The 19,671-nt window shown below is 73.5% G+C and carries 18 protein-coding genes; 6 read left to right on the plus strand and 12 right to left on the minus strand.

The features are described from left to right. Positions 1 to 20 precede the first annotated feature (20 nt). The 3 genes from DCS98_RS14245 to DCS98_RS14255 are packed head-to-tail and all read right to left on the minus strand — an operon-like array spanning position 21 to position 3,092. Positions 21 to 962: a DUF5996 family protein gene (locus tag DCS98_RS14245; RefSeq protein ID WP_116452036.1), complete on the minus strand. Its 942-nt coding sequence runs from the start codon at positions 960 to 962 to the stop codon at positions 21 to 23. Positions 963 to 1,005: 43 nt separating this feature from the next. Beyond that, positions 1,006 to 2,544: a flotillin family protein gene (locus tag DCS98_RS14250; RefSeq protein WP_116452037.1), complete on the minus strand. Its 1,539-nt coding sequence runs from the start codon at positions 2,542 to 2,544 to the stop codon at positions 1,006 to 1,008. Next, positions 2,541 to 3,092 (minus strand): hypothetical protein, encoded by a 552-nt coding sequence (locus DCS98_RS14255; protein WP_116452038.1) that lies wholly within the window; start codon positions 3,090 to 3,092, stop codon positions 2,541 to 2,543. Before DCS98_RS14255 ends, DCS98_RS14250 begins: the two co-directional genes overlap by 4 nt. A 133-nt stretch (positions 3,093 to 3,225) precedes the next feature. Between DCS98_RS14255 and DCS98_RS14260 the strand changes: the two genes are divergently transcribed. The 4 genes from DCS98_RS14260 (at position 3,226) to DCS98_RS14275 (ending at position 8,617) form a co-directional block, all read left to right on the plus strand. Further along, positions 3,226 to 4,578, plus strand: a complete 1,353-nt coding sequence (locus tag DCS98_RS14260) for a DNA polymerase IV (protein ID WP_116452259.1) — start codon at positions 3,226 to 3,228, stop codon at positions 4,576 to 4,578. Beyond that, positions 4,575 to 6,128, plus strand: coding sequence for an FAD-binding oxidoreductase (locus tag DCS98_RS14265; RefSeq protein WP_206340270.1), 1,554 nt, complete (start codon positions 4,575 to 4,577; stop codon positions 6,126 to 6,128). Before DCS98_RS14260 ends, DCS98_RS14265 begins: the two co-directional genes overlap by 4 nt. Positions 6,129 to 6,137: 9 nt before the next feature. Next, entirely contained in the window at positions 6,138 to 6,743 is a 606-nt protein-coding gene (locus DCS98_RS14270) for a class I SAM-dependent methyltransferase (RefSeq protein WP_206340271.1), read from the plus strand. A 392-nt stretch (positions 6,744 to 7,135) separates the two neighbouring features. Then, the gene (locus DCS98_RS14275) at positions 7,136 to 8,617 is read left to right on the plus strand and encodes an HNH endonuclease signature motif containing protein (protein ID WP_116452040.1); all 1,482 of its coding nucleotides are present in this window, start codon (positions 7,136 to 7,138) and stop codon (positions 8,615 to 8,617) included. A 168-nt stretch (positions 8,618 to 8,785) separates the two neighbouring features. Here DCS98_RS14275 and DCS98_RS14280 read toward each other — a convergent pair whose 3' ends face one another. Both DCS98_RS14280 and DCS98_RS14285 read right to left on the minus strand, forming a co-directional pair. Beyond that, positions 8,786 to 9,676 (minus strand): hypothetical protein, encoded by an 891-nt coding sequence (locus DCS98_RS14280; RefSeq protein WP_116452041.1) that lies wholly within the window; start codon positions 9,674 to 9,676, stop codon positions 8,786 to 8,788. 7 nt (positions 9,677 to 9,683) lie between these two features. Beyond that, a complete protein-coding gene (locus DCS98_RS14285; protein ID WP_116452042.1) occupies positions 9,684 to 10,874 on the minus strand; it encodes a PucR family transcriptional regulator in 1,191 nt (396 codons plus the stop codon). A gap of 91 nt (positions 10,875 to 10,965) precedes the next feature. Between DCS98_RS14285 and DCS98_RS14290 the strand changes: the two genes are divergently transcribed. Together DCS98_RS14290 and DCS98_RS14295 are read left to right on the plus strand one after the other, a co-directional pair. Next, positions 10,966 to 12,078, plus strand: a complete 1,113-nt coding sequence (locus tag DCS98_RS14290) for a ferredoxin reductase (RefSeq protein WP_116452043.1) — start codon at positions 10,966 to 10,968, stop codon at positions 12,076 to 12,078. A gap of 17 nt (positions 12,079 to 12,095) precedes the next feature. Beyond that, positions 12,096 to 13,292, plus strand: coding sequence for a fatty acid desaturase family protein (locus DCS98_RS14295; RefSeq protein WP_116452044.1), 1,197 nt, complete (start codon positions 12,096 to 12,098; stop codon positions 13,290 to 13,292). Positions 13,293 to 13,352: 60 nt separating this feature from the next. Here DCS98_RS14295 and DCS98_RS14300 read toward each other — a convergent pair whose 3' ends face one another. The 7 genes from DCS98_RS14300 to DCS98_RS14320 form a co-directional block, all read right to left on the minus strand. Next, entirely contained in the window at positions 13,353 to 13,772 is a 420-nt protein-coding gene (locus tag DCS98_RS14300) for a DUF7715 family protein (RefSeq protein ID WP_116452045.1), read from the minus strand. Between the two features lie 110 nt (positions 13,773 to 13,882). After that, positions 13,883 to 15,784, minus strand: a complete 1,902-nt coding sequence (locus DCS98_RS23360) for an Ig-like domain-containing protein (protein WP_206340272.1) — start codon at positions 15,782 to 15,784, stop codon at positions 13,883 to 13,885. A 142-nt stretch (positions 15,785 to 15,926) separates the two neighbouring features. Further along, entirely contained in the window at positions 15,927 to 16,085 is a 159-nt protein-coding gene (locus DCS98_RS23060) for a hypothetical protein (protein WP_164704572.1), read from the minus strand. A 1-nt stretch (position 16,086) separates the two neighbouring features. Continuing rightward, the gene (gene dnaB / locus DCS98_RS14305; RefSeq protein WP_206340273.1) at positions 16,087 to 17,457 is read right to left on the minus strand and encodes a replicative DNA helicase; all 1,371 of its coding nucleotides are present in this window, start codon (positions 17,455 to 17,457) and stop codon (positions 16,087 to 16,089) included. A 993-nt stretch (positions 17,458 to 18,450) separates the two neighbouring features. Then, positions 18,451 to 18,897: a 50S ribosomal protein L9 gene (rplI, locus tag DCS98_RS14310; protein WP_116452261.1), complete on the minus strand. Its 447-nt coding sequence runs from the start codon at positions 18,895 to 18,897 to the stop codon at positions 18,451 to 18,453. A gap of 11 nt (positions 18,898 to 18,908) precedes the next feature. Next, the gene (rpsR, locus tag DCS98_RS14315; RefSeq protein WP_116452047.1) at positions 18,909 to 19,145 is read right to left on the minus strand and encodes a 30S ribosomal protein S18; all 237 of its coding nucleotides are present in this window, start codon (positions 19,143 to 19,145) and stop codon (positions 18,909 to 18,911) included. 35 nt (positions 19,146 to 19,180) lie between these two features. Then, positions 19,181 to 19,669 carry a single-stranded DNA-binding protein gene (locus DCS98_RS14320; RefSeq protein ID WP_116452048.1) on the minus strand — a complete coding sequence of 163 codons (489 nt, stop codon included), beginning with the start codon at positions 19,667 to 19,669 and terminating at the stop codon, positions 19,181 to 19,183. Positions 19,670 to 19,671: the final 2 nt, after the last annotated feature.

The following is a 19,671-nucleotide window of genomic DNA, read 5'->3' on the forward strand; positions in this document are numbered from 1 at the left end:
CGCGGAGACCCTAGGGCCGATCAGCGCGCCGATGGGTCCCGCGCGTCGCGCTCCAGCGCGGTCCGGTCCCAGTCGCCGAGGTCGGCCGCCGCCTCGTACGTGCGCTGGAGGAACGCCAGCAGCAGCGCGTCCGGGTCCGGGGCGGTGCGCACCAGCTCGTAGGGCAGCACGAACTCGCCCAGCTCGTCGTCCCAGCGCGCGCCCTCGGGGAGTCCACCGATCGTCCGGTAGCCGGCCGGCTCGGGGTAGGCGTAGCTGTAGAAGACGCCCTCCTCGCCCGGGCCGCCGGGCCAGTAGCCGCAGCTGCTGACCTCGTGCGAGTAGGCCTCGAGCATCACGTGCGGCCCGCAGTTGGGGGCGCCACCCGGGTGCTCGGGCGCGGGGCGGCCGGAGAACCGGGTCGTGGCGAGGTCGATGGCACCCCAGAAGAAGTGCACCGGGCTGGACTTGCCCACGAACCCGTCCCGGAACGTGGTGAGGACGCGGGTCATCTGCACCAGAGCCAGCCAGAAGCGATGCACGGCGTCGGCGTCGTAGCTGGCGTGCTCCCGGTCGTCGGGGAACGGGATCGCACCGGGGATCTCGACCGGCACCGGCCAGATCTCCGTCCCGACGTCGAGCTCGTCGAGCAGCCGCACCACCTCGGCGTGGAAGTCCGCCACCGGGCGGGGCCTCAGCGGCAGCACTCCTGTCCGGCCGTCGACGGTGACGACCTCGAGCCGGTGCGCGACGAGGTCGAGGTCGATCTGGAAGGACGGACCCGTGGGGTGCGGCATCAGCGAGGTGGTCAGCCCGCGGGCGGTCACGTACAACGGGACGTTCCACCAGTGGTTGGCCAGCGTCGTGTTCGCCATCCGGATCTTGCCGATCACCTGCGTGTACAGCTGGAACGTGTCCCGGGTGTCCACCCAGTCGGCGACAGGGATCGAGGGCCAGTGCTGGGCGGCGCGTCGGTCGGTCATCGCACCCAGTCTGTCGGCCCTCCGGCCGGCCCGCGCCGTCGGGTCAGGCGTGCCCGTTCTGCGCCGCCGCGTCGCCGTCCGACGAGATGGGGACGCGGGTGACGCCGTCGACGGTGCTCGCCGTGCTGCCGCTGAGGCGGCGCAGCAGCGCCGCGACATCGATGCCGGTGAGGTCGCCGGAGAGCTGGAGCCCCTGGGCGACGTTGGCGGCCACGGACTTCCCGATCGCGCCGGCGCCGTCGGAGGAGATGACGGTCATCTTGTCCACCGACGACAGGGGGGCCGCGGCCGCGCCGACGACGTCGGGCAGCACCTTGACCAGCATCTCGAGGATGGCTGCCTCACCGTACTTGGCGAAGGCGTCCGACCGGGCGTCCAGCGCCTCGGCCTCGGCCTGACCGCGGGCCAGGATCGCGGCCGCCTCGGCGGCACCCTCGCGCTCGACGGCGTCGGCGACTGCCTGGCGGCGCAGCTTCTCCGCCTCACCGCGCTTGGCGCCCTCGATGGCCTCGGCCTCGGCGAGCGCCGAGCGGCGGGCCCGCTCGCCCTCACCGGAGAGCTTCGCCTGCTCGGCGGCGGCCTGGGCGGCAGCGATGGTGGCCTGGCGCTGGGCCTCGGCGGTGAGGATGGCGGAGTTCTTGCGGCCCTCGGCCTCCTGCTCGACGCGGTAGCGCTCGGCGTCCGCGGGCCGCCGGACCTGGGTGTCCAGCTGGCGCTCGGTCAGCGCCGCCGTCCGCTCCGCGACCTTCTCCTGCTCCATGAGCACCGCCTGGTCCTGCGCGGCCTGCGCCAGCGGGCCGGCCGCGGCGGCGCGGGCCTTGGCGGCGTCGGTCTCGGCGGTGATCTCGGCCTGCCGCAGGGCGAGCTGGCGCTGCGCGACCGCGATCGCCTCGTCGGCGAGCAGCTGCTCCTGCTGCGCGGCCTGACGGGCCCGCGCCTCGGCGATGCTGGCCTCCTTGAGCACCCGCGCCGCCTCCGGGCGGCCGAGGTCGGCCAGGTAGGAGCCCTCGGCCTGGATGTCCTGGAGCTGGAAGGTGTCGAGCACCAGCCCCTGCCCGGTGAGCGAGGACTCGGCCTCCTCGGCGACGGCGGAGGCGAAGGCCGCGCGGTCGCGGATGATCTCCTCGATCGTCAGCCGGCCGACGATCGAGCGCAGGGCACCGGCGAGCACCTCCGAGGTGAAGGTGTCGATCCCCTCCTGCTGGTTGAGGAAGCGCTGCGCGGCGGCGCGGATGGAGCTCTCCGTCCCGCCGACCTTGACGATCGCCACGCCCTCGAGGTCGCACTTCACGCCCTGCTTGGAGACCGCCCCGCGGATGCCGACCGGGATCCGGCGGCTGGAGAGGTCCATCGTGTGCAGCTTCTGCACCACGGGGAGCACGAAGACGCTCGCGCCCATGACCACCTTCTGGCCGGAGCTGTCCCGGGACACCACGCCCGAGGCGTCGGTGATCTGGCGCCCCTGGCGCCCGGTCACGAGGAACGCCTGGTTCGGCCCGGCGACCTTGATCCGCGACAGGACCAGGAGGACCAGCAGGATGACCAGGACGGCGATGCCGCCGATGGCGTAGAGCAGCGTCATGGGGTTCCTCCGGGCTCGGGCAGGGGGTGCGGAGCGGTCGAGACGACGTGCACCGAGGTGTCGCTGAGCGCCTCGACGACGTAGACGGGGGTGCCGGCGGGCAGCGGCAGGTCGCTGCGGGCGGCGAACTTGAGGTGCTGGCCGGCCAGCGCGAGCCGGACCTCGCCGAAGCCCGCGCTCGGCACGGCCGAGACGACGACGCCCTGCGTGCCGGCGAGGTCGTCGCGGGTCAGCGTGGCCTGCGTCGGCATGTCCTTCAGCGCCCGCGTGAGGCGGATCGCGCCCCAGGCCAGGGGGACGGCGACCACGAGACCCGCGGCCAGCGCCAGCAGGGCCGCCGCGGCGTCGGGCAGGCCGTCCGGGAGGAGGCTCACCGCGGCCGCTCCCCCGAAGCCGATCCCGCCGAGGAGCGCGGCGATCGCCGGCACCGAGAAGGGCCCGTCCGCGTCGACGTCGCCCAGCCCCAGCTCACCGATCTCGCCGACGAACAGCGAGACGAGGAGCACGAGCAGGCCGAGCGCGCCGACGACGAGGAAGACCGTTGCCACTCCGCGCGTCCTCCTCGTCGATCTTGGTGGCCGCAGCCTCCCAGTTCCGGCACGGCCGCGGCAAGGAAATCCACAGTCGGGTGACGCGGGGCCGCGGCGCGGCCGGTCGGTGGCACGGGCGATCATCGGGGGCATGCGGCGGGAGGCGAGCGTGCTGCACCTCGACCTCGATGCCTTCTTCGCCGCGGTCGAGCAACGGGACAAGCCCTCCCTGCGCGGCCGGCCGGTGGTCGTCGGCGGCGTCGGCGGCCGCGGCGTCGTCGCCACGGCGTCCTACGAGGCGCGCGCCTACGGCGCCCGCTCGGCCATGTCCACGGCCGAGGCCCGGCGGCGCTGCCCGGCCGGGACGGCGTTCCTCGGCGGGCGGTTCGCCGCCTACCGGCGGACCTCCGACGTCGTCATGGCCCTGCTGCGCGAGCTGTCCCCGCTGGTCGAGCCCGCCTCGCTGGACGAGGCGTACGTGGACCTGGCGGCCGGTGACGGGCACGACCTGTCGGTGGAGGGCGTGACGGAGATCGGGCGGCGGCTCAAGGAGCGGATCGCGGCGGCCACCGGGGGAGTGACGGGGTCGGTGGGCATCGGGACGTCGAAGCTCATGGCGAAGATCGGGTCGGACCTGCAGAAGCCCGACGGGCTGGTCGTCGTCCCGCCCGGCCGCGAGCTCGACGTCCTGCACCCGCTGCCGGTCACCCGGCTGGGCGGGGTCGGCCCGGCGACGGCCGAGCGGCTGCACCAGGTGGGCGTGAAGACCGTCGGCGACCTGGCCGCCAAGTCCCTGGCCGACCTGGTCGCCCTGGCCGGCCGCGCGCACGGCGCCGGGCTGCACGCGCTCGCGCGGGCGGAGGACGACCGCCCCGTCGTCGCAGACCGGGAGGCAAAGTCGGTCTCGCACGAGGAGACGTTCGAGCGGGACCTCACCGACCTCGACGTCCTGGGGCGGGAGATCGACTCGATGGCCGCGCGGGTGGGGGAGCGGCTGCGGAAGTCGTCGGTGTCGGGGCGGACGGTGACGCTGAAGCTGCGGCGCTACGACTTCACCACGCTCACCCGCTCGCAGACCCTGCCCCAGCCGACCGACGACGTCCGCACCATCGCGACCACGGCCCGGCGGCTGCTGGGCGAGGCCGGCACGCACGGCGGTCTGCGGCTGCTCGGCGTCGGGGTCTCGGGGCTGTCGGTGTACGCGCAGGGCGACCTGTTCGCCGAGGAGGACCCCGCCGACGCCCCCGACGTCCTCGCCGCCGGCACGGCGGACCCCGAGCCGGCCGCCGAGCCGCCGCTGGAACCGGCCGAGACGCGCTGGTGGCCGGGGCAGGACGTGCGCCACGAGGAGCTCGGGGCCGGCTGGGTGTGGGGACGCGGGCTCGGCCGGGTCACCGTCCGCTTCGAGGGCCCGCGGACCGCTCCCGGCCCGGTGCGCACACTGGCCGCCGACGACCCGCTGCTGCACGCCGCCGACCCGCCGGACTGGAGGATCCCCGAGTGATCGCCGCCGAACGTTCCTGGTGGGGTTGGGGAACGACCGACCGCGCCCTGCCGGACGACGAGTGCGCGGCCCTGGCGGCGATGATCCCCGGCCTGCCCGACCGCCCGCGCCCGGTGCCCCGCGTGGCCGACCTCGAACTACCGGCGCCCCGGGTCGGCCCGCCGTCCACGCTCCCCCTGACCACCGACCCGGCGGACCGGGCGGCGCACACGTACGGCAAGGCCTACCGGGACGTCGTCCGTGCCCTGTCGGGCGACCTGAGGGGCGCCCCCGACGCGGTGGCGCACCCGGCCACGGAGGACGACGTGGTGCGGCTGCTCGACTGGGCGGCGTCGGCGGGGACCGTCGTCGTCCCCTTCGGCGGCGGCAGCTCGGTCGTGGGCGGCGTGGAGTACCGCGGTGACCGGCCCTGGGTGTCGATGGACCTCACCGGGCTGGACCGCGTGCTGGAGATCGACCCGGTGAGCCGGGCAGCCCGCATCCAGGGTGGCGCGCTCGGACCGGTGCTGGAGGCGCAGCTGCGCCCGCACGGGCTGACGCTGCGGCACTTCCCGCAGAGCTTCGAGTTCTCCACCCTCGGCGGGTGGCTGGCCACGCGGGCGGGCGGGCACTACGCGACCCTGCACACGCACATCGACGACCTCGTCGAGTCGATGCGGGTGGTCACGCCGATCGGCGTCAGCGAGTCCTGGCGGCTGCCCGGCTCCGGGGCGGGCCCCTCACCGGACCGGCTGTTCCTCGGCTCGGAGGGCACGCTCGGCGTCATCACCGAGGCCTGGATGCGGTTGCAGGACCGGCCCCGGTCCAAGGCCTCGGCGTCGGTGACGTTCGCGGACATGACGGCCGCCACGGCCGCCGTCCGGGCCATCGCGCAGTCGGGTCTGCACCCGGCGAACTGCCGCCTGCTCGACCCCGGCGAGGCCGCCATGTCGGGGGCGTCGGCGGGCTCGCCCGTGCTGGTCCTGGGCGTGGAGTCGGCCGTGCACCCGGTGGAGAGCCGGCTGGCGGAGCTCACCGCCCTGGCGCAGGACGCCGGCGGCACGGTGGAGGAGGGCAGCCGCGGGTCGGCCGCCGACACGTGGCGCTCGGCGTTCCTGCGCATGCCGTACGTCCGGGACGGGATGGCCCGGATGAGCGCGGTCGTCGAGACCTTCGAGACGGCGTGCACCTGGGACCGGGCCGAGGAGCTCTACGCCACCGTGCGGGCGGAGGTCGGCGCCGCCGTGCGCGAGGTGACGGGGGCCGACGGGCTGGTCAACTGCCGGTTCACGCACGTGTACCCCGACGGACCGGCGCCCTACTTCACGGTGATCGCCGCCGGCCGGCCCGGATCGGAGGTGGCCATGTGGGACGAGGTGAAGACGGCGTCGACCGAGGTGCTCGGGCGGCTCCGGGCGACGATCACCCACCACCACGCGGTCGGCCGCGACCACCGCCCCGGCTACGACCGGCAGCGGCCGGAGCCGTTCGCCGTCGCGCTGCGGGCGGCCAAGGCGGCGCTCGACCCGGCGGAGGTCCTCAACCCCGGGGTGCTCGTGGGCCCGGTGTAGAACCGGACCGTGACCGAACCCAGCGCGTGGACGCGGATGACGACCGAGAACCCGGACCACTCCACCGCGTACGTGCAGCGCTTCCGCGACCTCGCCGCCGCCGGCCACGACCTGGTCGGGGAGGCTCGGATGGTCGACGCGATGCTGCCCCGGGGCGCGCGGGTGCTGGACGCCGGCTCGGGAACGGGCCGGATCGGCGGCTTCCTGGCGTCGGTGGGGCACGAGGTCGTCGGTGTGGACGGCGACCCGGTGCTCGTCGCCGAGGCCGAGCGGCTGCACCCGGGGGCCCGGTGGCTGGTGGGCGACCTGGCGGAGCTCGACCTCCCGGCCGCGGGGATCGACGAGCCGTTCGACGTCGTCGTGTGCGCCGGGAACGTGGTGACCTTCCTGGCCGAGTCCACCCGGACCGAGGTGCTGCGCCGCATGCGCGCCCACGTGCGGCCGGGGGGACGGGCGGCGATCGGGTTCGGCGCCGGCCGGGGCTACGAGTTCGACGACTTCCTGGCTGACGCCCGGTCCGCCGGCTGGGCACCCGACCTGCTGCTGTCCACCTGGGACCTGCGTCCCTTCGGGCCGGAGTCCGACTTCCTGGTGGCCGTCCTCCGCCCGGCCTGACCGGGCGTCGCGCGGCCCACCCTGGGGGCATGGGGCGGACCGCGCGACATCCGGTGTTCGCGAGCCGGGGCCTGGACGGCCGGGTCGCTGCTCGACGCCCCGCCGGTGGTCGCGTCCTCGTCGGTCGTCGTGCCGTCGCGCCGTCGCGCCGTCGCGCCGTCGCTCAGGGTGCCGCCGGCGACCAGGCCCAACGTGCGCACCCAGGCGTGGCCGCCGATCCGTTCGCGGCGGGCGGGCTGCTGGTCCACGTCGTCCATGGGTCTGCTCCTTTCGTCCGTCGGTCCCCGTGCGGACCGCTCGGGGTTGCCGATGACGGCGTCCGCTGTGACCCGACTGGCCCGCGACCTGGACCTTCCCCGAAAAGTGTCACTGGTCGAACGTATGTTCTCCTCATGCAGCGGATGCAGGCGTCGTCCAGGTTCGAGAGCCTGGTGAGCGACTGGCTGCGCGGCCGACCGGAGCCCGAGCTGCAGCGGCCCCTGACATCACTGGGCGACGGGGAGGTCACCGCCGAACTGGCGCGGATAGAGCGCAACCGGGCGCGGGACGCCGCACGCGAAGCCGACCTCATCCTCCGTCTGGCCGAACTGCGCCCCGACACGGACGACCCTCCCCCCGGCAGCCGCGGTGGGCGCAGCCGCACCTGGCGGCGAACCGACCCGGAGTTCCCCGGGGTGAGCGAGTTCTTCCCCGACGAGGTCGCGCTCGCGCTCAACCTCGGCCGCGGCACGGCCGCGTTCCGTGCCCGGCGCGCCTACACCTGGCGTGACAACCTCCCGGCGACGTTCGCCGCGCTGCACTGCGGCGAGATCGACGAGCGCCGGGCTGGGGTGCTCGCCGACGCGCTGCAGCACACCACGCCCGACCTGGCTCGTGCGGTGGAGGCGGGGCTGCTGCCCGAGGCGGGCGACCTGTCCCCGGCCCGGCTGCGGGCACGGGCGCTGGAACTGCTGGCCGAGCTCGACGCCACCGCGATGGACGAGCGGCGGCGGCAGGCGCAGCGGGCCGCCGACGTGCGCGCCTACGGCACCGGCGACGGCATGGCCAGCCTGACCACCGACATGACCGCCGACGAGGCGGCCGCCTGCTACGACGTGATCGACCAGCTGGCGACGATGGCGAAGGCCGACGGTGATCCGCGCCCGATCGGCGAGATCCGGTCCTCGATCCACTCCATGTTGATCCTGCGGCCGGCGGACTCCGGCCTGCCCGGGGTCACTGTCGACCTGAGTGTCACCGCAGCCCTCGACGGTCTGGAGGGCTCCAGCGCCCGGGGCGGGGAGGTCAACGGCTTCCCGGTCACCGCTGCCCACCTGCGCGAACTGCTCCGCCGGCTCGGCGCGCTCGGCCTGACCACGCCGGAGGGCGGGTCGCTGACGGTCGCGATCACCGACCAGAACGGGCAGCTGCTCGCAGCCCTCTCCGCCGCCGAACTCGACCGTCGGGCGACGCGGGGCTGCCCCGAGCACTCGGACGCCGACGGCCAGACGGGCGCCGACTGCCGGTGCCCGGTGCTGGACGCGCCGCCGGCCACCGACGCCTACGAGCCCACGGCCGCCCAACGGCGGTTCGTGAAGACCCGGGACCGCCGCTGCAGGTTCCCCAACTGCGGGCAGCGGGTCGGCTGGGCCGACCTCGACCACGTGGTCGAGCACGCCCGGGGCGGCGCGACGGCCTGCTCGAACCTGTGCTGCGCGTGCCGCTCGCACCACCGGCTGAAGACCTTCGCCCGCGGCTGGGTCTTCCGCATGGACGCCGACGGCACCCTGCACGTGACCAGCCCGTCCGGGATCACCCGCACCACCCGGCCACCGGGCCTGCGACCACCCGAACCACCGCCGCACATACCAGCGGACGACCCTCCACCGTTCTGACCCGCCGGGCGCACGACCGCCGATCCGGAGACGGCCGTGCGCCCGACGGAGAGCGGGGAGCCCCGACCAGTGGCGCCCGCGCGCGGGAAGGACTCGGGACGACCGTGTCGGGCGAACCTGGCGGCAACCTGTGAGTCGGGTGTCAGGCCGCCGTGAATCGGGCCCCGGTCACCCGAGGACACCGTTGGCGCGCAGCAGGACCAGCGCCTGGACGGTGCGGTGGCCGCGCCACTCCAGGGCGGCGGCGGGGGAGTAGCTGGCGAAGTCCACCGCCCAGCCGCCGTCGGGCTGCTGGCCGGCCGCGAGCCGCTCGAGCTCGGCCTCGACCACCCCGTCGGCGAACAACGTGCGCGCCGGCCCACCCGGGAGCGGCGCGAGATCCAGCGGTCGCATGAACTCGTCGTCGGCACCGCCGGTCACGTGCAGGAGTCCGTCCTCGGGCACGTGCGGCCGGAGGGCGTCGACCAGCGTGCCCGCCTCGGGGACCGACGGGGCCGCCGCGTCCAGCAGCTGCGCGGCGAAGGCGAGCACCATGGCGTGCGGCTCGTCGTCCAGGTCCCGCACGGCCCGCAGGCAGTACCCGGTCGCCCGTTCCAGCCACGGGTGGCCCGCCACCGCCGGATCCGCCGCCGCGACCCGGTGGGCGACCGCCGCGACGACGGCGGTGATCTGCAGGGAGGACGTCCCGCTGTCCGCCCCCGACCAGAACGGCGCGCAGGCGGCCGGGTCGGGTATCGGCAGCGCGAACGGCAGGCCGCCGTCCGGGAGGGTCACCGCGTCGAGCCAGTCGCACAGCTGCACGGCGCGGGTGGAGACCAGCGGGGCGACATCGGCGAACACCTCGAGCGCGTGCAGGGCGCCGCCGGGCTGGCTGGTGCGCGAGCGCAGGTCGGGCTCCAGCCCCCACCCGTAGCCGCCGTCGGGGTTGCGGTAGCCGTCGACGGCGGCGAGCACCGCCTCGGGTCCGCCGTCGCCGAACAGCAGGTCGAACCGGCGCCGGTCGAGGACCCGGGCGGAGCCGGCCAGGAAGTCCGCGGCCGCGGCGAGGTCGACGGTCATGAGGTGATCATGACTGCGACGGGACGCCCAGGGCCAACGTGAGCTCCAGGACCGTGCGCGGGTCCTCCAGCCGCTTGCCGTACAGCTCGCGCAGCTGCCCCATGCGGTAGCGCACCGTCTGCGGGTGCACGAACAGCTCCGCCGCGATCGCCTCCCGGCGGCCGTGGTGCAGCAGCCACGCGCGCAGGGTCTCGGTGAGCTTCTCGCGGGCGCTGTCGCCGAGATCTGCCAGCGGGGCCAGCGCCTGGGCGCGGAGGTCGGCCAGCGCTCCCTCGTCGGCGCGGAGCACCAGCTCGGCCAGCCGCACCTCTGTGTCCACGGGCTCCACGCCGTCCGGGGCCAGCCCGAGCTGGGCGGCCCGGCAGGCTCGCGTGTAGGAACCCCCGACCTGCTCCCACGGTCGCGCGGGCCCGACCACCGCTTCCGACTCCGCCAGCGAGCGCATCAGCGCCGGTCGCGACCGTCCCTCCGCGTCGGGCACGAGCAGCGCCACCATCTCGCCCGAGGACTCCGGCGCCGGCACCTCGGCAGTGGAGCGCAGGGTTCGGGGGTCCAGCGAGGCCAGCGCCCCACGGACACGGGCCTCGGGCACGATCACGGCCGTCAGGGTCCGCGGCGGCGTCCAGTCGGCTCGTTCCGCCGCCGCATCCAGCTCCTGCCGCGGTGCGCCGGCCAGCAGCTGGTCGGCGAGCCGCTCGCGGTACCGCTCCCTGACCCGCCCCGTGGTGGCCAGCTCGTCGCTGTGCCCGGCCACGCTGGCCGCCGAGAGCTGGTCGATGTAGGCGAACACCAGCTCGGCGAACCGCGCGAGCTGCTCGGCGGTGAGGCCCGCCCGGACCCCGCTCTCCGCCATGTGCCGCCAGGACACGCGCGCGCCCACGCGGTAGGCGCCCAGCAGCGCGTCCATCGACCGGCCGCTGCGCGCCTCGCCGCGGCCGAGCGCGTAGGCGCCGTCCAGCGCCGGCTGGATCGGGGTGCTGGCGTCGGTGGATCCACCGGACGAGGCCAGCACGAGGAAACCACCCAGCGCCAGCTGGACGGCGGTCTCGATCTTGGGCCCCATCTCGCCGCTGAACGCATCGGCGTAGCTGGGCACCTCGACCACGATCGCGGCGACGGTCTGCTCGGCCACCGCCGGCAGCTCGTCGCGGATCGCCTCGGCCGCGGCCGGTGGGATGCTCAGTTCGTCGTCGGTCATTCCACCCTCTTGTTCGCAGGGAACAGAACCTACCCGCCGATTCACGTCGGGGGCACAGGTAGTTGCGCGCTGGGCTGGGAAAGCTAGGTGCATGACGACCACCGATCCGCGTCCGACCACGGCTGCGCCGCGCCGTGGTCGATCATCGGGAGCCCTGCGCGACCGGCTGCTCAAATTCGCCGAGCTGGTGACCACCCCCCTGCTCCCCAGCGACTACCTCGACCTCGTCGACCCGCTGCGGTCGGGCGCCGACCTGCGCGGACGCATCGAGGCCATCCACCCCGAGACGCGCGACGCCGCCACGATCGTCATCCGACCCGGTCGCAGCTGGCGCCCGCACAAGCCGGGGCAGTACATCCGCATCGGGATCGACGTGAACGGCGTCCGCCAGTGGCGGGCCTACTCGCTGACGTCCGACCTGACCCGCACCGACGGCTGCATCTCCGTCACCGTGAAGGCCATCCCGGGCGGCAAGGTCAGCAACCACCTGGTGCACCGCGCGAAGCCCGGCACCATCGTGCAGCTCGACCAGGCCGCCGGTGAGTTCTGCCTGCCCGACGACCGTCCCGAGAAGGCGTTGTTCGTCACCGCCGGCTCCGGCATCACCCCGGTGATGGGCATCCTGCGCAACCACCCCGAGCTGACCGATGTCGTCCTGGTGCACTCCGCGCCCACAGCGGACGACGTCGTCTTCGGCGCCGACCTGCGGCAGATGGCGGCCGAGGGCCGGATCACCCTGATCGAGCAGCACACCGACTCCGCCGGGATGCTCGACGCCCGCTCCGTCGCCGACCTGGTGCCCGACCTGCACGAGCGCGCCACCTGGGCCTGCGGCCCGGTCGGGATGCTCGAGGCCCTCGAGGAGCACTTCGCGCAGGCCGGTATCGCCGACCGCCTCTACACCGAGCGCTTCCGCCCCTCGGTCGTCGTCACCGGCGAGGGCGGCACGGTCTCGTTCACGAAGAACGGCACCACGCTCGAGGCCGACGGGGCGACCCCGATCCTCGACGCCGCCGAGGACGCCGGCGTCCTCATGCCGAGCGGCTGCCGCATGGGCATCTGCTACGGCTGCGTCCTCCCGTTGCGCGAGGGCGCCGTGCGCGACCTGCGCAACGGCGAGCTGACCGTCGCCGCACCCGGCGACGGCGTGCTCATCCAGACCTGCGTGAGCGCCGCCGCCGGCGCCTGCGACATCGACCACTGACCTCTGAGGAGACCACCGTGACCGTGATCCAGAAGAAGTCCGAGAACCCGATCGCCCACCTGTCCGCCGAGGACATCGAGATCATCGGCAAGGAGCTCGACACCATCCGCCAGGAGGTGCGCGACAGCCTGGGCGAGGACGACGCCAAGTACATCCGCCGCGTCATCGACGTCCAGCGCAAGCTCGAGCTGGGCAGCCGCGCGGCCCTGCTGGTCTCGATGTTCCCGCCGGCCTGGGTCGTCGGGACGGTCGGCCTCTCGGTCGCCAAGATCCTCGAGAACATGGAGATCGGGCACAACATCCTGCACGGCCAGTGGGACTGGATGCGCGACCCGAAGATCCACTCCACGACGTGGGAGTGGGACATGGCCAGCCCGGCCGAGCAGTGGAAGCACTCGCACAACGAGCTGCACCACACGTACACGAACGTGATCGGCAAGGACAACGACCTCGGCTACGGCATCATGCGCGTCGACGAGGACCAGAAGTGGCACCCGATGTACCTGGCGCAGCCGCTGTGGAACTTCATCAACGCCTGCTTCTTCGAGTACGGGATCGCCGCCTACGACCTCGAGCTGGGCAAGAACCTGGCGACCAAGAAGCGCCGGGCGAACCCGAAGTTCCGGGCCGACGCCAAGAACGTGCTGAAGAAGATCCGCAACCAGGCCACCAAGGACTACCTGGTCCACCCGGTGCTCTCGGGCCCCTCGTTCCTGCCCACCCTGGCCGCGAACTTCACGGCCAACGTGGTGCGCAACCTCTGGTCGCACTCGGTGATCATGTGCGGCCACTTCCCCGAGGGCGTCGAGACCTTCGAGAAGAAGTCGATCGACGGCGAGACCCGCGGCGAGTGGTACCTGCGCCAGATGCTCGGCTCGGCCAACATCTCGGGCAGCAAGGCCATGCACATCATGACCGGGAACCTGAGCCACCAGGTGGAGCACCACCTGTTCCCCGACCTCCCCAGCAACCGGTACGCCGAGATCGCGCCGCGGGTGAAGGACGTCTTCGACCGCTACGGCCTGACCTACCACTCCGCCCCGCTGTACAAGCAGGTCGCGAGCGCGTGGCACAAGGTGATCCGGCTGTCGTTGCCCAACGGCTGGCTGGCCGAGACGACGCCGAAGAACGCGCCGGCGCAGGTCGTCAAGCTGGCCCGCATGACGTTCGGCGGCAAGCAGGTCCGCCGCCAGCTGTCGCGCGTCGCCGCCTAGTTCCGCAGCTCGTCGAGCCGCCGAGGCCCGGAACCGTCCTGGTTCCGGGCCTCGCTGCGTTCACTGCTCCGCGATCCCGCTGGGCTCCGACCGCCAGGTCAGGTGGTCCAGCCGCCGGCCGACCACGGCGCCGACCGGCAGCTGCGCGATCTGCGCCAGGTCCTCCAGCGTCGCCGCGACCACCTCCTGGAACTCCGTCCCCCCGATCACGTCCGGACCGATCCCGGCGGAGACGTGGTAACCCTCGACGGCCATGCGGACGTCGTCCGGCGAGACGTCGAGGTCGCGCACCAGGGCCGTCGTGGTCGCCCGCATCGAGCTCATCCCGGAGAAGGCCCGACCGCAGCCGCAGCCGCCGTCGGGGTCGGCCTCGTCCTCCGGGCAGACGTAGCCGAGCAGGACCAGCTCGCCCTCGATCGCGAAGCAGAAGTCGCCCTCCCGGGCTCCCTGGGTGTCGTGCGTCGCGGTCAGCAGCTTCATGCCCGCACCCTCGCACCGGGGTCCGACAGGACCGGGCGCGTTCCACGTGGAACCCGGAGGGGCCCAGGACCTGCGGTCCTGGGCCCCTCGGGTCGCCGTCCCTACCTGTCTCAGGGACGCAGCGCCGGCTGCGGGAAGTTCAGCCGCAGCAGCACCGCCGGGTCGGCGACGGGCACCTCCCACACGGCACCGGCGCCGTCGGGGTCGATGACCTCTCCCCGGCCCAGGAAGGCCGTCACCTGGGCCTGTCCCTGCGCCGCGGCCGGGTTGGTCAGCACCAGCAGGAACGAGTGCGGGTTCGCCAGCGGCGTCACCGCCCTGTCGTTGCGGTAGAGGCTCGTGCGCGACCACAGCTCACCGGCGTCGACCAGCGTGTACGACGTCGGGTTCGGCACCGTCTGGTCCCCGAACGCGACCTGGACGAGCACGCGCTCGGGCCGGATCAGCGGCGCGAACGCCTCCGGGCTACCCGACCGGGTCAACCACGTCGACCTCGCCAGGTAGTCCTGGATCGCCAGCGCCCCCGGGACCGTCGCGGTGACCGGGCCCTCCCCGCGCAACGGGAGCTGCTCCTGGAAGAACGCCCGGGTCGCGTCCTGGCTGTTGAGCAGCCCGGCCGCCTGGAGGGCCTGCGTGGTGAGCAGGCGGAACGACGGCGACAGCCGCGCGATCTCCGTGATCGGACCACCGGGGACGTTCAGCACCGACCGGGTCACCGCCGGGTCGGCACCGGTGAGCAGGGTCGCGTAGATGCCCCCGAAGCTCTGCCCGAAGTAGGTGACGCCCTGTCCGGAGAGATCCGGCGTGCGGTCGCCGTCCACGTCGGTGCCGCCCAGGGTGCGGATCAGGGTGGAGATGTCCGCCGAGGTCTGCCTCAGGGCGTCCCGCGAGGAGATGGCTGCCGCGTCGCCGGTGGCCGACGAGCCCTCGGTGTTGCCGATCTGGCCGTCGCCGTTCTGGTCCACGCCACGGCCGTAGGCGGGCAGGCTGCGGGTGCCGCCGGCGGTGGTGATCTCCCAGGTGCTGCCCGGCCCGAAGCCGTGGCCGACGACGTTCGTCCCGATCGTGGCGATCCCGCTGCGGGCGTTCGCCGGCGCGGCGAGGAGGACCGACGTCATGGATGCGGTGAACCCGTGGCCGAAGACCGCGACCGGCCAGCCGCCGGCCGGTGCCCGACCGGGCGGGAGGACGGCCACGAAGGGCAGCCGTGCGGCGGCCACCGGGGCAGGGCCGAGGTCCCGGGTCGGCGTCTGCGCGATCGTGACGTCCTGCCGCAGCCACGACGGCGCGAGGTAGGAACCGAACACGAGCCGGCTGTCCGCGGGGAGCTGTGCGGTGGGCTGGACCGGCTGGGCGAGCGTGCCACGGTCCGGGCGCAGCGCGACCGTGGTCCCCGCGACCGGGAAGACGCCGTCGATCGTCAGGCCGGGCGTCACGCCGACGGCCGTCAGCGCCCGGCTGCCGAACTGGATCTGGCGGGTGAGGTCCTGGAGGCCGTCCGTGGCGCTCAGCGTCGTGAACGTGTCCCGGGCGGCCTTGTTGGCCGGGCCGCCCTGGACGCTGAGCCGGTAGGTGGTGCCGGGCGCGAGCTGCTCGGCGGGGTGGGCGTAGATCGTGTTCGTCGCCGGGTCGTGGACGACCCGGTCGACACCGGTGCGCCAGCCGCCCCGCGTTTCCTGGACGGTGATCCGCTGCGCGATCTGCGCCGGGTCGACCGGCGAGCTGAAGGTGATCGCCAGCCGCGGGTCGAGGTCGAAGCCGTCGAGCTCGTTCAGCCGCTGCACCAGCCCGCAGGTGATGACCGGACCGCAGTTCTGGGTGGGCAGCGCCACGCGCCGGCCGGTGAGCTGGCGGGCATCGGGGACGGTCAGCGAGTCGGTCGGGAAGAACGACACCGGCTCGGCCTTGGCCGGAGCGGCGAGGGCGGGTGAGGCGGTGGCCGTGACGGTGAGCGTCAGGGCCAGGGCGCCGACCAGGGATGCGCTGGTGCGGCGCCAGAGGGAGTGGGGCACGGGGTCTCCAATGACTCGGTGGACCCTCTTCCTAGCTCAGCGTGACGTGGGTCTCACCACCGGGTCCTTCCAGCCGGAAGTTCTCTCGCCGCCGCCGGGGGCCGGAGAGGCCCGGGACCTCGTGGTCCCGGACCTCTCGCGGTCACGTCCTCGGCCTGCGCCGGCCCGCTGACGGGTGCGCGGCCATCTCGGCGGCGCGGAGCATGCCGGCGATCCGGCCGAGCCGCTCCTGGCTCGGTGAGTCGGCAGCACGCGTGCTGACCTCCAGCACGAGGCTGCCCGGCGCGATGGCGGCGGCCACGTCAGTTCGCCATGTCCACGAAGCGGCTGTAGTGGCCCTGGAAGGCGACCGTGACGTTCGCGGTCGGGCCGTTGCGGTGCTTGACCAGCATGATGTCGGCCTCGCCCGCCCGCGGGCTCTCCTTCTCGTACATGTCCTCGCGGTGGATCATCATGACCATGTCGGCGTCCTGCTCGATCGAGCCGGACTCGCGGAGGTCGGACAGCATCGGCTTCTTGTCCTGACGCTGCTCGGAGCCACGGTTGAGCTGCGACATGGCGATGACCGGCACCTCGAGCTCCTTGGCCAGCAGCTTGAGCGCACGGGAGAACTCCGAGACCTCCTGCTGGCGGCTCTCCACGCGCTTGCCGGACGTCATGAGCTGCAGGTAGTCGATGACCACGAGCTTGAGGTCGTTGCGCTGCTTGAGCCGCCGCGCCTTGGCCCGGATCTCCATCATCGTCATGTTCGGGGAGTCGTCGATGTAGAGGGGTGCGTCCGCGATCTCGCCCATCCGCCGGGCGAGCTTCGACCAGTCCTCGTCGCTCAGCGTTCCCGCGCGCATGTGGTGCAGCGGCACCTTGGCCTCCGCCGACAGCAGACGCATGGTGATCTCGTGCTTGCTCATCTCCAGCGAGAAGATGGCGGCCGGCAGGTGGTGCTTCACCGACGCCGACCGCGCGATGTCCAGGCCGAGCGTCGACTTGCCCACACCGGGACGGGCGGCGATGACGACCATCTGGCCGGCCTGCAGGCCGTTGGTGAGCTCGTCGAGGTCCCGGATGCCGGTCGGGACCCCGCGGCTGACCCCGCCGCGGCTGGCGATGGCGTCCAGCTCGTCCATCGTCGGCTGCAGGATGTCCTCGAGGCGCGAGTAGTCCTCGCTCATCCGCTTCTCGGTGACGTCGTAGATCTCCTGCTGCGCCCGGTCGACGATGTCGTCGACGTCGCCCTTGCCGCCGGCCGCGCCGTAGCCGAGCTGGACCACCCGGGTGCCCGCCTCGACGAGCCGCCGCAGCACGGCCTGCTCCGCGACGATCGCGGCGTAGTACCCCGCGTTGGCCGCCGTGGGCGTCGAGGCGATCAGCGTGTGCAGGTAGACCGCGCCGCCCATCTTGGACAGCTGGTCGGTGCGGTTGAGCTCGGCCGCGACGGTGATCGCGTCGGCCGGCTCGCCGCGGCCGTACAGGTCGAGGATGCAGTCGAAGATGATCTGGTGCGCGGGCCGGTAGAAGTCGGGGCCCTGCAGCGCCTCGACGACGTCGGCGATCGCGTCCTTGCTGAGCAGCATGCCGCCGAGCACCGACTGCTCGGCGGGGATGTCCTGCGGCGGCTGCCGGTCGTAGGCCGGCGCCGTCGCTGAGGGCCGGCTGAGTTCGTCGGCCACCGCCACGCTGGGTTCCTCCATCTCGTGCAGGGCGCGCCCGCACCACCACTCCGTGGGGAAGCCGGAGTTCGACGGGCGCCGCCGGACCGAACATCTGTTCGGTGATTGCTACCGCCGGGCACTGACAGATTCGGTGCCCGGCGGCAGCTGGGGAGGACGTTATGGAGCGGGAGGGGGCCAGGTCCAACACCCGTGTGCACGTCGATCTGCACAACTTGTGGACAAGTCGGTGGATTCACGCCTGTCGACATGTGGAGACGTCGGGGGACACGAGGCGGTCATCCCCTGTCCTCCCCCTCGTCACCTGCGCTGACGCCACCCACGGGCTGTGGACGGGAGAAAGTTCTCCACATTTTTCCCCGTCGTGCACCACGTGTCACAGGCGCGCACCACCCGTCGCGGAGCTCGCGCCCACGTCCGTCCACCGTTCCGCCGACTCCCCGGGGTGTTCCCGGCAGGCCGGCGTCCGGCACGGCTGGATTCCGTCCGTGCCGAGCGGCGGAGCGTTCGTCAGCGGAGCCTGCCTCCTGGCCCTGTCAGCGCTCCTCTCCGGCTGCACCGCGACGGTGAGGGGTCCCGCGGCCCGGGACACCGGGGTGGCCCGTCCTACGGGCCGCTCGGGGGAGCTGCGGTACCCGGTGCCTCCGACGACGCGCAGCCGGTCGGCGTCGTGCTCCGGTCGGCCGGCTGCCCCGGGCTGGGGTGCCGGCCGCGTGCTCGACGTCGCCGCAGAGGCGAGGGAGGAGTGACGGGCTGCCCCCATGCGCCCCGTCCGGCCGGGACCGCCTCGCGGTCGACGCCTCGCCCATGTGCTCCGACGCCCAGGACGACCGCGTCTCCTCGTCGGTCCCGAGCCACGGCTCGGAGCAGGGGGTGGCCGCCGACAGCGCCCTGTTCCACGACCCGCGGGGGCCCTGTGCACGCAGAGGTGCCCCGAGACGCCGGAAGGGGCGCCGGACCGGAGTCCGACGCCCCTTCCGGGCGGTGCTGCCAGCCGGCTCAGCCGGGGACGACCTCGATCGCCAGCTGGGTCGTGACCTCCGGGTGCACCCGCACGGTGACGGTGTGCTCGCCCGTGGTCTTGATGCTGCTCGGGAGCTCGATCCGGCGACGGTCGAGCTCCGGGCCGCCGGCAGCGGTGACCGCGGCGGCGACGTCGGCGGTGGTGACGCGGCCGAACAGGCGGCCACCCTCACCGGCACGGGCCGGGACGCGCACCGTGAGGCCGGACAGCTGCCCGGCCACGGCGGTGGCCTCCTCGTGCGAGCGCACCTCACGGGTGGCACGCGCCCGGCGGAGCGACTCGACCTGCTTCTCGGCGCCGCGGGTGGCCTTGATGGCCAGGCCGCGAGGCAGCAGGTAGTTGCGGCCGTACCCGCCCTTGACCTCCACGGTGTCGCCGGAGGAACCGAGGCCGGTGACCTCCTGCGTCAGGATCAGCTTCATCGTGCTCATGATCAGCGCGCCGTCGAGGTGTAGGGCAGCAGGGCCATCTCACGGCTGTTCTTGACGGCCGTGGCGACGTCCCGCTGGTGCTGGCTGCAGTTGCCGCTGACGCGGCGGGCACGGATCTTGCCGCGGTCGGAGATGAACTTCCGCAGCAGCGTCGTGTCCTTGTAGTCGATGTAGGTCGCCTTGTCCTTGCAGAACTGGCAGACCTTCTTCTTGACCTTGCGGATGGGGGGCTTGGGCACCGGGTTCTCCAGGTGTGTCGTTCAGGGAGGTGAGATCAGAAGGGCGGTTCGTCGGACGGACCGGCGGGCGTCGACCACGGGTCGCTCGCACCGCCCCCGCCGCCACCGCCGCCGGAGAAGCCGCCGCCGCCACCACCGAAGCTGCCGCCGCCCTCACCGCGCGAGGCACGGGTGACCTTCGCGGTGGCGTAGCGGAGCGAGGGGCCGATCTCGTCGACCTCGAGCTCGATGACGGTGCGCTTCTCGCCTTCCTTCGTGTCGAAGGAACGCTGCTTGAGCCGGCCGCTGACGATGACCCGCGAGCCGCGGGTGAGCGACTCGGCCACGTTCTCCGCGGCCTGCCGCCAGACGTTGCAGCGGAGGAACAGCGCCTCGCCGTCCTTCCACTCCTGCGACTGGCGGTCGAAGGTGCGGGGGGTCGACGCAACGGTGAAGTTGGCGACGGCAGCGCCCGACGGCGTGAAGCGCAGCTCCGGATCGGCGGTCAGGTTGCCGATGACGGTGATGACGGTTTCGCCGGCCATGG

Origin of the sequence: Blastococcus litoris (assembly GCF_003075095.1) — a bacterium.
Taxonomy (GTDB): domain Bacteria; phylum Actinomycetota; class Actinomycetes; order Mycobacteriales; family Geodermatophilaceae; genus Blastococcus_B; species Blastococcus_B litoris.